The organism is Bradyrhizobium zhengyangense, from assembly GCF_022012435.1.
Classification (GTDB): domain Bacteria; phylum Pseudomonadota; class Alphaproteobacteria; order Rhizobiales; family Xanthobacteraceae; genus Bradyrhizobium; species Bradyrhizobium zhengyangense.
Genome location: NZ_JAKLUA010000016.1, coordinates 1 through 13,456, shown reverse-complemented (window position 1 = coordinate 13,456; position 13,456 = coordinate 1). Strand labels below are relative to the sequence as shown.

At 64.4% G+C, this 13,456-nt stretch carries 9 protein-coding genes and 1 pseudogene; 9 read left to right on the top strand and 1 reads right to left on the bottom strand.

Annotated elements, in window-relative coordinates; translation table 11 throughout:
• Nucleotides 1-6 precede the first annotated feature (6 nt).
• The 8 genes from msrB (at nucleotide 7) to L6637_RS32945 (ending at nucleotide 12,466) form a co-directional block, all read left to right on the top strand.
• Entirely contained in the window at nucleotides 7-519 is a 513-nt protein-coding gene (msrB, locus tag L6637_RS32980) for a peptide-methionine (R)-S-oxide reductase MsrB (protein WP_237864956.1), read from the top strand.
• A 190-nt stretch (nucleotides 520-709) separates the two neighbouring features.
• Nucleotides 710-2,962: a flagellar hook-basal body complex protein gene (locus tag L6637_RS32975; protein ID WP_237864955.1), complete on the top strand. Its 2,253-nt coding sequence runs from the start codon at nucleotides 710-712 to the stop codon at nucleotides 2,960-2,962.
• A gap of 34 nt (nucleotides 2,963-2,996) precedes the next feature.
• Nucleotides 2,997-4,877 (top strand): flagellar hook-associated protein FlgK, encoded by a 1,881-nt coding sequence (gene flgK / locus L6637_RS32970; protein WP_237864954.1) that lies wholly within the window; start codon nucleotides 2,997-2,999, stop codon nucleotides 4,875-4,877.
• An 18-nt stretch (nucleotides 4,878-4,895) separates the two neighbouring features.
• Complete coding sequence (locus tag L6637_RS32965; protein WP_237873179.1) at nucleotides 4,896-7,295, top strand: beta strand repeat-containing protein; 2,400 nt, start codon at nucleotides 4,896-4,898, stop codon at nucleotides 7,293-7,295.
• 70 nt (nucleotides 7,296-7,365) lie between these two features.
• A complete protein-coding gene (locus L6637_RS32960; RefSeq protein ID WP_237873178.1) occupies nucleotides 7,366-8,145 on the top strand; it encodes a hypothetical protein in 780 nt (259 codons plus the stop codon).
• A 10-nt stretch (nucleotides 8,146-8,155) separates the two neighbouring features.
• Nucleotides 8,156-9,703 carry a hypothetical protein gene (locus L6637_RS32955; RefSeq protein WP_237873177.1) on the top strand — a complete coding sequence of 516 codons (1,548 nt, stop codon included), beginning with the start codon at nucleotides 8,156-8,158 and terminating at the stop codon, nucleotides 9,701-9,703.
• A 16-nt stretch (nucleotides 9,704-9,719) separates the two neighbouring features.
• Nucleotides 9,720-10,967 carry an ATP-grasp domain-containing protein gene (locus L6637_RS32950; RefSeq protein WP_237864950.1) on the top strand — a complete coding sequence of 416 codons (1,248 nt, stop codon included), beginning with the start codon at nucleotides 9,720-9,722 and terminating at the stop codon, nucleotides 10,965-10,967.
• Nucleotides 10,964-12,466, top strand: coding sequence for a pyridoxal phosphate-dependent decarboxylase family protein (locus L6637_RS32945; protein ID WP_237873176.1), 1,503 nt, complete (start codon nucleotides 10,964-10,966; stop codon nucleotides 12,464-12,466). The genes L6637_RS32950 and L6637_RS32945 overlap by 4 nt, the downstream gene beginning before the upstream one ends.
• 71 nt (nucleotides 12,467-12,537) lie before the next feature.
• Here L6637_RS32945 and flbT read toward each other — a convergent pair whose 3' ends face one another.
• Complete coding sequence (gene flbT / locus L6637_RS32940; protein ID WP_237864948.1) at nucleotides 12,538-12,963, bottom strand: flagellar biosynthesis repressor FlbT; 426 nt, start codon at nucleotides 12,961-12,963, stop codon at nucleotides 12,538-12,540.
• A 320-nt stretch (nucleotides 12,964-13,283) separates the two neighbouring features.
• Between flbT and L6637_RS32935 the strand changes: the two are divergent.
• Nucleotides 13,284-13,456: pseudogene (locus L6637_RS32935) on the top strand (flagellin); the annotation flags it as partial.

Below are 13,456 nucleotides of genomic sequence, written 5' to 3'. Positions count from 1 at the left end.
AATGAGATGTTTGACCGCCGCATCCTGCTAACGACTGTCGCCGGCCTGTTTGGCCTTTCGGCCTTCCGCTGGCTGAGAGCAACGCCGGCCGAGGCCGGAGAGAAGGCCGCGCAAAAGTTCGAGATCGAGAAGACCGACGCCGAGTGGCGGGCGCAGTTGACGCCGCAGCAATATGAGATCTTGCGCAAGGAAGGCACCGAGCGCCCGGGCTCGAGCCCGCTGCTGAACGAGCACCGCAAGGGCACTTTCGCCTGCGCCGGCTGCGACCTGCCGCTGTTTACGTCCGAGACCAAATTCGAGAGCGGCACCGGTTGGCCGAGCTTCTACCAGCCGATCGAGGGCAATGTCGGCAAGACCGAGGACCGCACCTTCGGCATGGTGCGCACCGAGGTGCACTGCCGGCGCTGCGGCGGCCATCTCGGCCACGTCTTCGACGACGGTCCGAAGCCGACCGGCCTGCGCTATTGCATCGACGGTTTCGGGCTGGTTTTCCACCCGGCGACACCGTCGGCGACGTGAGGTCTTATTGACGAGTTTCCCCGGCAATTGTTGCCGGTCCGGCAAATATGCCCCGGTCCATCGGCTGGGGCATATTTATTTAAGTGATTGATTTCATGGGAATACCCGCGTTGGCACAGGCCTTGCGGCGTCTCCTCCGACTGCGGCCACGGGTCTGCCGGCCGCCGAGATCGGATTTGGAGACAAAGTTATGGGTATCTTCGATGCAATGAACACCTCGGTGGGTGGCCTGCAGGCGCAGTCCTACGCGCTTCAGAACATCTCGGGCAATATCGCGAACTCATCCACCACCGGTTACAAGGGCATCGGGACCAGCTTCGTCGATCTCATTCCCGACGCCTCGGTGCCGAGCAAGCAGGTCGCGGGCGGCGTGACTGCCAATGCCAAGGCCACCATCACCACCCAGGGCACGATCTCGTCCTCCACCGTCGCTACCAACATGGCGATCACCGGTGACGGCTTCTTCTCGATCCAGAAGGCGACCAGCGTCGTCGACAACTTGCCGCAGTTCAGCGGCGTCACCTATTACACAAGGCGCGGCGACTTCCAGCTCAATTCCAACGGCAACCTCGTCAATGGCGCCGGCTACTATTTGATGGGCGTCACGGTCGACCCGAAGACCGGCAACCCGCAGGGCAACGTTGCGACCGTCCTGAAATTCCAAAACAACTTCATCCCGGCTCAGGCCACCACCTCGATCCAGTACGCCGCGAACCTGCCATCCGTGCCGAACACGGTGGCGAGCTCGACTGCTGCGACCGGCACGCTACTGGCGGCCGGAGGACTGAACCCGTCGGACTTCCAGGCCAACCCGTTGCCGGTCGGCACGCCGCCCGCGCCCTATACCAGCGCGACCGTGTCAGGTGCAGCCGCAACCGGCAATATCCGCTCGCCCTACTCGTCGACGACGGGGACAGGCACGGTTGCGCTCCAGAACAATTCAGCCGCGGTGGCCTCGACCTCCACGTCCCTCGACAACTCGGTGGGCACCCATCTCGCCTCCAGCATCCTCACCGCGCTGAGCGGCCAGACGCTGACCATTAACGGCAACACCATCACCTTTAACGGCGGCACCACCGTCACGACGGCCGGCAGCAACACCACGATCGGTCTCGGCGCGGGCACGTCGGCGACGGTTCAGAGCATCCTTACCGCGATTCAAACCGCGGGTGGCGCCGGTGTTACAGCATCGCTGAACGCCACGGGCAACATCCAGATCTCGACGGGTACCGGCACCGACGTGGCGGTCGGCAGCGGTACGGCGGCCACCGCGCTTGGCCTCAGCACCGTGACGCGCGGCGGCAACGTGCTGTCCTCTCCCGCTATCACCGGCGCGACTGTGCTGAGCGGCGCCGCGACGGCCGGCGGCGCCGAAGTGCTCACATCAGGGTTTGCTGCGAACGACACCATCACGGTCGACGGTCAGACACTGACCTTCATGGCGTCGGGCGCGTCCGGCCCGAACCAGATCAACGTCACCGACAACATTACGACCCTGCTCGGCAAGATTGATGCTCTTTCCGGTGCGTCGGGATCATCGATCAGCGCCGGTGGCGTGATCACGCTGAACACCGGCACCGTTTCGAACCTGTCGGTGTCGAGCTCCAACAGCGCGGCCTTCGCCGCGCTCGGCTTCACCTCGACCATCACCAAGAACCGCGACGGTGGCGGCACCGCCGGCACCGGCGGCGTGATCGGCAACGACATCGCCACCTTCACAAAGGAATCGATCAGCGGCGGCGCGGTGACCGCCTACAATGCCGCCGGCACGCCGGTGAATCTGCAATTGCGCTGGGCCAAGACCGACAGTGCGTCGCTGGGCGCGGGTCATTCCGATAGCTGGAACCTGTTCTACCAGACCGACCCGAATGCGACCGGTACGACGGTCGGCTGGGTCAACACCGGGCAGGCCTTTACCTTCGCTGCCGACGGCTCGCTGACCTCGCCGAGTGGCTCCGGCATCACCATCAACAACGTCAGCGTCGGCGGTCAGTCGCTCGGCTCGGTCGCCTTCAACATCTCCTCTGGCGGCCTGACGCAATATGCCAGCACCAGCGGTGCGGTGACGATCAACACCATCACGCAAAACGGCTACGCCGCCGGCCAGCTCCGCTCGGTCGCCGTCAACAACAACGGTCTCGTGGTCGGGACCTTCTCCAACGGCCAGAACCTCGACCTCGCCCAGGTGTCGCTGTCGCATTTCAACGGGACCAACTACCTCAAGGCGCTTGACGGGGGCGCCTACGCTGCGACCGACCAGTCCGGACCTGCGATCGATGGCGCCTCGGGCACCATCAGCGGTTCGTCGCTGGAGGGATCCAACACCGACATCGCCGACGAATTCACCAAGCTGATCGTGACCCAGCAGGCCTATTCGGCCAACACCAAGGTGATCACGACGGCGAATTCGATGGTCCAGGATCTCCTCAACGTGTTGCGCTGACCGGCGCGTAACGTAACCAAAGGCGGCAAGTAACATGGGTTTGAGTTCAGCCCTTGCCAGTGCGATGAGCGGTCTGCGTGCCAACCAGGCTGCGCTCTCGATCGTCTCGTCGAACGTCGCAAATTCGCAGACGCCGGGTTACGTCGCCCAGACGCCGAACCAGATCGAAGTCACCACCGGTGACTTCGGCTCGACGGCCAAGACGACAGGCGTCAGCCGCGACATCGACAGCTATGTGCAGAACCAGCTGCGCACCGAGACCGGCGGCAGCGGTTATGCCGACCAGATGGCCAACATTCTGAAGCAGCTTCAGAGTGTCTACGGCACGCCCGGCAACAGCGGCACGCTCGAAAACGCGCTGAACGATTTCACCTCTTCGCTGCAGGCGCTCTCCACCAGCGCAGGCTCCTCGTCGGCGCAGCGCGTTGCGCTCGGCGCCGCGCAAGCGCTGGCGACGCAGCTCAACCTCACCACCAAGGGCATCCAGTCGCTGCGCTCGAACGTCGAGCAGGATCTCGGCACCTCGTCGCAAGCTGCGAACGCGGCATTGAACCAGATCGCCGACATCAACACCAAGCTGCAGGGCCTGGCGCCGACGGATCCGTCCGCGGCAACCCTGATGGATCAGCGCGACCAGGCCATCAACAGCCTGTCGAAATATGTCGACGTCCGCGTCACCACCGACGGGTCGAACCAGGCCAACATCTACACCACGACAGGCATCCAGCTGGTCGGCGCGGGGCTCGCCTCGCAATTCTCCTTCGCGTCCGCAGGCGCGCTGAGTGCGACTTCGCTCTACAACATCGATCCAACCAAGTCCGGCGTTGGCGCGCTCACCATCAAGCTGCCGAACGGCTCGTCCATAGACGTCGCCGGCAACAACGTCGTGTCCTCCGGCCAGATCGCGGCCGATCTGAAGCTGCGCGACCAGACGCTGGTTCAGGCGCAGAACCAGGTCGACCAGCTCGCCGCGACGATGTCGAGCGCGATGTCGGACAAGACCACGGCGGGCACCCCCGTCTCCGGTCCGCCCGCTGGCTTCGACATCGATCTCGCCGGCGCGCAGCCGGGCAACACCGTCAACATCACCTATATCGACTCCACCAACACCCAGCGCCAGGTCACGCTGGTGAATGTGACCGATCCGACGGCGTTGCCGCTGCCGAACGGCACCAATGCCAATCCGGTGCAGATCGGCCTAAATTTTTCAGGCGGCATGGGCGCGATCGCGGCGGCGCTCAATACCGCGCTGCCGGGCTCGCATTTGTCGTTCTCCCCGGCGCCGTCGCCCGCCACGGCGACGACGCTGCGCGTCACCGACGACAACAGCGGCCTCGCCAAGGTCACTGCGGCGTCGAGCAGCAAGACGGTCTCCTCGCTGACCTCGGGCGGCCCGCAGCTGCCGCTGTTCACCGATGGCGGCCAGGCACTCTACACCGGCGCGATCACGGGATCCGGCTCGCAGATGACCGGCCTTGCCGGCCGCATCGCCGTGAACACGCAGCTCACCGCCGACCCGACCAGGCTGTCGATCTACAGCACCTCGCCGGTGACGCCCACGGGCGACACGACGCGCTCGGACTATCTCTACTCGCAGCTCACCACTGCGGTGTATTCCTATTCGCCGCAGACCGGTCTCGGCTCAGCGAGCCAGCCGTTCACCGGCAGCGTCTCGAACTTCCTCCAGCAGTTCCTGAGCGTGCAGGCCAACGCCTCGACCCAGGCGACCCAGCTCCAGCAGGGCCAGAGCGTCGTGGTCTCGACGCTGCAGGCCAAGTTCAATTCGACCTCCAGCGTCAACCTGGACTCGGAGATGTCGAACCTGATCCAACTTCAGAATGCCTATGCCGCCAACGCGCACGTAATGTCGGTGGTGCAGAGCATGATGAACACGTTGCTCCAGGCTCAAGGGTAATCAGTAGGGCTCTGAAACATGTCGATCAGCAGCATTAATTACGGCTCGTCAGTCCTCGGCGCGCAGATCCGCAACATCAACCAGCAGCTCACCGACCTGTCGACGCAGCTCTCGACCGGCAAGCTGTCGCAGAACTATTCCGGCATGGGCACCAACGAAGGCTTTGCGATCGCCTCGCGCGCGCAGCTTTCGAATATCGCCGCCTATACCGACACGATCACCAACGTCAACGTCAACATCAACCTCGCCAACACCGCGCTGCAGTCGCTGACGACGATCCGCAATACGGTGCAGACCGGCTCCGCCGGCACCTCGCAGGATCTCAACGTCAACGGCCAGACGATCGCGCAGAACACCGCCGCCGCCCAGTTCGGCTCGATGGTCGGCGTCCTCAACACGCAGTCGGGCAACCGCTATCTGTTCTCCGGCACCGCCTACAACACGCAATCGGTGGCCGATGCCGGCGACATCATCAACGGCACCACCACGCAGGCGGGCCTGAAGACCGTCATGGCCGAACGCCAGGCCGCCGACCTCGGCACCAACGGTATGGGGCGGCTGGTGCAGTCGACGTTGCCATCAGGCGCGATACAGGTGCAGGAGGATTCGCCAACGTCGCCGTTCGGCCTGAAGATCGCGGCGGTGTCCTCGACGCTGACGGGTGCGACCGTGACCGGCCCGAGTGGCTCGCCGGTGGCGTTCTCGGTCAATCTCAATGGCGTCAATCCGAACAATGGCGACAAGCTCAGCGTGCAGTTCACGCTGCCTGACGGCTCGACCGAGCAGATAAACCTGACCGCGTCGACTGCGACACCGACGCCGGTCGGCAGCTTTGCGATCGATCCCGGCAATCCCAACATCATTCCACCGGTTCCCTCCAACCCGGCCATCACCTCGGCGAACCTCAACACCGCGCTGAACACTGCGATCACGAAGCTCGCCAACACCTCGCTGGTGGCGGCGTCGGCCGTTGCCGCCGGCGACAATTTCTTCAATAGGGTGGGATCAGCCACCGCGAATGTGGCGGCCACCGGCAATCTGATCTCGGCCTATACCTCGACGACCGGGACGGGCTCGGTCGCGTTGCAGGACAGCGCATTGGCGCCTGCGTCTGCGACCACGTCGCTCGATCCTTCGGCGACACCCCATCTCAACGGAACCACTCTCAACGCGCTCGCCAACGCTCCGACCGGTACCACCCTGACCATCACCGGCGCGAGCGGCGCCCACACGATCACCTTCAACCCGACCGTCACCACTGTCACGACGGCCAGCGGCAATACTACGATCGGATTGGCTTCGGGCAGCGCCGCGAAGGTGTCTGATATCTTGAATGCGATCGCGACGGCAGCCGGCGTTCCCTCCGCCAACGTGACTCTGAGCGCCAGCGGCAATATCCAGATCGCGACCGGCACCGGCACCGACGTGACGGTCACCGCCGGCGCGGCGGCCACGGCGCTCGGTCTCAGCAGCGTGACGCGTGGCGGCAACGTGTCGTCGACGCCTCCGATCACCGGTTCAACGGTGCTCAGCGGCACGGCGACCACGGGCGGCCCGGAAGTCCTTTCAACGGCGTTCCAGGCGGGGTCGGCGGGTCCACCTGCCGTTAGCCCCGATACGATTACGGTGAATGGTCAGACGCTGACTTTTGTCGCCTCGGGCGCCACCGGCCCAAACCAGATCAACATTACCGACAATGTCACAACTCTGCTTGGCAAGATCGATCAGATCACCGGCACCACGAAGCCGTCGACCATCCATGGCGGCGTGATCACGATCAACACGGACGATCCCGGGAGCCTCAACATCACGAGCTCGAACAGTACGGCGTTCGCGGCGCTCGGCTTCACGACCTCCCCGGTCACGGCGGCAAAGGCTCCGCTGCGCGTCGGCTCTTCGCCCCTCGGCTCGGCGACGACGCTGGTGAATGGCTCGGCCAATACAGTGAAATGGTACACTGGAAATGACGGGCCGGGCTCCGCGCGTTCGACCGCGGTGGCGCGGGTCGACGATTCCGTCACGGTGCAATATGGCGCGCAGGCCGACGAGAACGCGATCCGCAGCCAGTTGCAGGCGATCGCGGTGTTCGGCACGTTCTCGACCTCGCCGACCGGGCAGTACTCGGGCGCGCAAGTGGCCGCGCTGAGCCTGCGCACCACGCAGGCGCTGACGCCGCAGGCCGGGCAACAGAAGATCGAGGATATCCAGACCGACATCGCGATGGCCCAGAACACGATGAAGGACGCCTCCACGCGCCAGACCCAGGCCAAGGCGCAACTCCAGACCATCGTCGATCAGGCGGAATCGGCATCGCCCGACCAGGTCGCGAGCGAGATCTTGTCGCTCCAGAACGCGCTGCAGGCGTCCTACCAGACTACCGCCAACCTCGCGCAGCTCTCGCTGGTCAAGTACCTGTAACGGCGCATTAAGGCGCCGTTAACCATGCCTCTTTACCTCTTGGAGAGGATTTGAGCGGGCGGAGCCGTCGATGTCGGACAAGATGCAATTGGTGGTCGCGACGCCCTGCTTCGGCGGCCAGGTGTCGAGCATTTACGCGAGCTCGATCTTCGCGCTCCAGCGCGCCGTGCATGGCATGTCCAATCTCGCCCTCAAGGTGCACTTGCGCGACGGCGATGCGCTGATCACGCGCGCACGGGCCAATCTTGTCGCGATGTTCTTGGACGACCCGAACGCCACGCATTTTCTATTCATCGACGCCGATATCGGCTTCAAGCCCGAGCAGGTGTTCCGGCTGATCGAATGCGGCGCGGACGTCGTCGCCGGCTGCTATCCGATCAAGCGCGTCAACTGGGACAAGGCGAGGAGGGCGATCCAGGCCGGCCGGACCGACGTGACGGCGGCCTCGCTCGACTACGTACTCGAGATCGAGGACCCCGATCGCATTGTGGTCGTCAACGGCTTTACCCGGGTGCGCTATGCCGGCACCGGCTTCCTGATGATCCGCCGTCAGGCGCTGGAGGCGATGTGCCGGCATCCGGACTATGCCAATCTGCAATTCTTCCGCGAGCATTCGCACGACACGCTGGCTGCGAGCCCGAACCGGTTCGCGCTGTTCGAATGCATGATCGATCCGGCGACCGGCACTTACCTCTCCGAGGACTTCGCCTTCTGCAAACGCTGGACCGATATCGGTGGCGAGATCTGGGCCGACATCCAGAGCTCGCTCGACCATGTCGGTCCCTCGGTGTTCCACGGCGACATCGCCTCGCAATTCGCGCCGGCCCCTGCGGCGGCCGACGCGGCGTGAGCCTGTCGGGATGAGCATCGGCGCATCCCGCCCGTTAGAGCGCGCATCCCAGGGCGGCTCGCGCTATCGTCTGCGCGATCTGTTCACGCCGCTGGATACGCTGCTCGCCTATGGCTGCGCGCCGTCGCCTGAACCCGAAATCTGGAATTTCGCCTCCTCGACGGCGTCGACGATCTCGCAGCCCGCCTATGACCGCGCCGCGCTGGCGCGCGAAGAACTGGTCCACAAATCGCTGTTCGACGAGATCGAGATCGCCTTCGACCGGCGTTGCGAGGACATGCGCGAGGAGCTGCGCGGTCACTTCCAGCTTCCGCCTCGCGTCGACGTCGTGTTCTCGCCCTCGGGCACGGATTCCCAGCTCCACGCTCTGTTCCTTGCCCACGCGGTGCTCGGCGCGCCGCCGGTGACGGTCGTGGTCGGTGCCGACCAGACCGGTAGCGGTACGGCGCATACCGCGCGCGGGCGCCATTTCAGCACAGTGACGGCGAGCGGTGTTGCGGTGCGCAAGGATGCTGCGATCGCAGGCCTTGCCGGCGACACGATCGCGGTGCCGCTGCTTGACCGGGCCTTTGGCATGGCGATGCGCTCCGACGCGGACGCAGAGGTCATCCGTGCAATCGAGGCCAGCCTCGCGCAAGGCCGGCGCGTTCTGTTGCACATCATGGATTCGTCAAAGCTCGGCTGGCGTGCACCGAGTGCCGCTTGTCTCGATGAGATCGCGCGGCGCTGGCCGCGCGAGGTTCAGGTCGTCGTCGATGCCTGCCAGGCGCGGCTCGGCCGACGACGACTGCGCTCCTATCTCGATCGCGGTTACATGGTGCTGATGACGGGTTCCAAGTTCTTCGGTGGTCCCGCCTTCAGTGGCGCGTTGCTGCTGCCGAAGGGCCTGTCGCGTGCGCTCGAACGGATTGAAGGGATTGCGCCTGATTTCTTCGACTATGCCGGCCGCTGCGACTGGCCGATGGCGTGGACGGCGCTACGCTCGCGCTTCGAACGCCGACCGAATTTCGGCCAATGGCTGCGCTGGGAAGCGGCGCTGGCCGAGATCGGAAGCTACTACGCCGTGCCCGGCCCGTTCCGCGCGAAGGCGATGGCCGAGCTTGCAGCCGGCATCGACAGCATGATTGCGCTGTCTCCGCCACTGCGCGCCGTCCCGTCACCCGTCGGCACCACTAATGCCGATGATGAAGAATTTATGCAGCGGTCGATCTTTCCGTTCACCCTATTGCGCCACAATAGGCCGGTGTCGATCTCGGATACCAGCACCGTCCATCGCGCGCTTGCTCGCGACATGAACGATGACATCGGCGGCAGCGCGGCGGACCGGCAGGTCGCGGCGCAACGCTGTCTCGTCGGCCAGCCGGTGCGGCTGGAGCAGCCGGACGGCGCGCCGCGGGCCGCGTTGCGGCTATGTGTCGGCGCGCGGCTCGTCACCGACGCCTGGTCGCTCGACGGCGCGCAAGCGCAACGTAATGTGCAGCACATTCTCGATCGCATCGCCCACGTCCTGGTGAAGATCGAGCTGCTGCTTGACCGTACCGCCGCTGTGCCGGCGTAGCCCGTATAGGTGTGAGATGTTGCATCCGCTTGCCGCGCCGAATTATGCCGACCGTATCGGCTTTGCGCATTTGACGCGCCAGGCCTTCGAGGGCGTCGATCTGCACCCGCTGCGCGAGCATCTGCTGGCGCGGATTGCCGAAGGGACGGCGCAGGCCGGCGAGGGCCTCGATCTGTCCCTGATCGCCCAGCTGATGGGAGAGAAGGAAGCCGGCCTCGTGATCCAGTCCGAGGTGCTGTCGTTCCATCAGCTGTTTCGTACGCCCACTGCCGCGCCGAAGCCGGGCCTGCGCGTGCTTGCGCTTGCTGCCGACATCGACATGGGCGGCAACACGCCGATCGAATTCCTGCTCGAAGGCTCCGACATCGAGCTCCTGACCCTCTACGTTACCAAGGCAACCGGGCTGCCGGAAACACTGCCTGAACATGATGTTGCCATCGTGGTCGCATCCGACTCCGAGGAGTGTCGCGAAGCGCTTGCGCTGATCGAAAAGGCCGCGCCACGCTGGCCGCGGCCGCTGCTCAATCGCCCCGAGCTGATCGGCAATCTCGATCGCGACAAATTATTCCGGCTGCTCGCTGATATCCCCGGTCTCGACATTCCCGTGACCGCCCATGCGACCCGTGCACAATTGTCGGCTCTTGCGGAAGGCCGGATTGCCTGCACGGAGATCACAGACGAACTGCACTTCCCGATGATTGCGCGGCCGCGCGGTACGCATGCCGGCGTTGGACTTGCCAAGCTCGATGATTCCGCTGCGCTCGCGGCCTATCTTGCGGAGCGGCGGGAGCAGGACTTCTTCGTGGCGCGTTTCGTCAACTACGCGAGCCCCGACGGCTTCTATCGCAAGATCCGGCTCACCATGGTCGACGGCAAGCCCTATGCCTGCCACATGGCGATCGCCGATCGCTGGGACATCTGGTATCTCAACGCCTACATGGCGTTCAACGAAGAGAAGCGCGCTGAAGAAGCAATCTTCATGCAGGACTTCGATCGCGCCTTCGCCGCGCGACATAGACGCGCGCTCGACGAAATGAGTCGGCGTGTCGGGCTCGATTATTTCATCGTCGATTGCGCCGAGAACCAAGACGGCGAGCTGTTGGTGTTCGAAGCGGACAACACCGCCGTCGTGCACAACATGGATTCGCCGGTCGTGTTTCCGTACAAGCCGCCGCAGATGCGCAAGATCTTTGCCGCATTCACCGCGATGCTGTCGCGGCATGCCAAGGCGGCCGCACAGGCGGACGTCGGGAGCGCAGCATGAACGAGGTCATCCGGAATCAGAAAGCCGGCAGCACCAGCGGATCGCTCGATCCGCAGGACTGGAGCGCGTTTCGCACGCTTGCCCATCGCATGCTGGACGAAGCGATCGACGGCATTGCCAATGTCCGCGCGCGGCCGGTCTGGCAGCCGATCCCCGACGAGGTCCGCGCGGCTGTTCGAACAGACGTGCCGCGCGAGGCAACCGGTCTCGCTGAAGTCTATCGCGAGTTCTCCGAACATGTTGCGCCTTACGCGACCGGCAATGTTCATCCCGGCTTCATGGGCTGGGTGCATGGCGGCGGCACCGCCGTCGGCATGCTCGCGGAGATGCTTGCAGCTGGCCTCAATGCCAATCTCGGCGGACGCGATCACATGCCGATCGAGGTCGAGCGCCAGATTGTCGAGTGGATGCGCGGCCTGTTCGGCTTTCCGCAAGGTGCGAGCGGGATCTTCGTCACCGGCACGTCGATGGCCAATCTGATGGCGGTGCTGGTGGCGCGTACGAATGTGCTTGGCGCGCTGGCGCGGCAGCACGGCATCGGCAGCGACGGCGCGCTGCTTACGGCCTACGCGTCGAAGGCTGCGCATGGCTGCATCTCCCGCGCCATGGACATCGCCGGATTCGGCACCGATGCGCTGCGCAAGATCGATGTCGATGCCGATCATCGCCTCGATGTCGCTGCGCTACGCGCGCGGATCGCAATCGACCGCGCCGTCGGTTTCAAGCCGTTCCTGGTCACTGCGTCGGCCGGCACCGTCGATATCGGTGCGATCGACGATCTCAGGGCGATCGCTGAGTTGTGTCGCGATGAGGGTATCTGGTTTCACGTCGACGGCGCCTTCGGTGCGCTCGCGATCCTGTCGCCCGAGCTCGCGCCATTGCTCGATGGCATCGCGCTTGCGGATTCGATCGCACTCGACTTCCACAAATGGGGGCAGGTGCCTTACGACGCCGGCTTTCTGCTGGTGCGCGACGGCGAACGTCATCGGCAGGCGTTTGCGCAGCCGGCGGCCTATCTGAGCCGGGAGGCGAGGGGGCTTGCGGCCGGCGCTGTCTGGCCTTGCGATCTCGGCCCGGATCTGTCGCGCGGCTTCCGCGCGCTGAAGACGTGGTTCACGCTGAAGACGTTCGGCACCGATCGGCTCGGCGAGGTGATCGCGCGAAGCTGCGCGCTCGCAAGATATCTGGAGACGCGTGTGCTCGCCGAGCCCCGGCTCGAGCTGCTGGCGCCGGTCAATCTCAATATCGTCTGCTTCCGCTACCGTGCCGACGACGCGGTCAATCGCGAAGTCGTCGCCGATGTCCAGGAATCCGGCATCGCCGCGCCGTCGGGCACGATTCTGGACGGCAAGTTCGCGATCCGCGCCGCGATCGTCAATCACCGTACTGCGAAGAGCGATATCGACGCGCTGGTGGCGGCCGTGATCAAATTCGGCATGCAGCGGACCGGCGGATTGATCGAGGTCGAGGCGCCGCCGCTCGCGGCGGAGTGTTCGTAATGGGCTGAAAACGACAACGGCCCCGGAGATGATCCGGGGCCGTTGTCGTTTGCGCGAACTTTTTGCGAAGATCAGGCCGCCGTGCTGACGTGGCCCTCGGGATGCGCAGCGTTGTACTGGTCACGCAGCTTCTCTTCATAGGCGATCAGCTTGCGAGCATCCTTCAGCGCCCTGTAGAGGTCGCCGTTCAGGATGTTGTTGTTGATGCCCTCGATGATCGGCCAGGAGCTCGGTACGGCGGTGACGATGTCGCGCACCAGGTTGAAATAGGTGCCGTGCTGGGTCTGCGGGTCCGGCGAGATGTACATGAGCTGGACCGCGAGATAGACGAGCTTGGCAGGGGTATCGGCGGTCTCGGGCGTGAGGATGTCGCGCTCACGTAGGATCGGCACGTTGTCGCCGTCGATCAGAAGGCGGGCGCGCTGGTCGGTGTTGGTGATGACGCAGTTGCCGACAATGATGCGTTCGTGCGGCCTGAGCTCGACCTTGAGGGCCATTTGCCTGTTCTCCATCAACGCTTTCGTAACCGAAGCGCATGTTGTGGCGGTGCAGGGCGCAATACTCCCTCAACATTAGTTAACGAGTTCTGAATCCCGACCGTCGCCACGAAAAATCTCTATCATATCAATGATGAAATTGCCGGGCGGCGCCCCGCCGCCGCTGCGTAGGCGAGCCGAATCACGCCGCGACTCAGCGAAAGCGCGGGTTTCATTTCATGCTTCGTTAGATTCTCGGAGCCACCGTCCGCCGGTCGCTGGGTCAATCAAGATCCCAGGACGCGTAACAGTAGCGTCGTTTACCAGAAAGGTAACATCCAATGTCCGGTATCGTTCTCTCCGCATCGGTTCGTCAGAACCTGCTCTCCCTCCAGTCCACCGCCGATCTTCTCGCCACCACCCAGAATCGTCTGGCCACCGGCAAGAGTGTCAACTCGGCTCTGGACAACCCCACCAACTTCTTCACCGCCCAGTCGCTCGACAACCGCGCCAG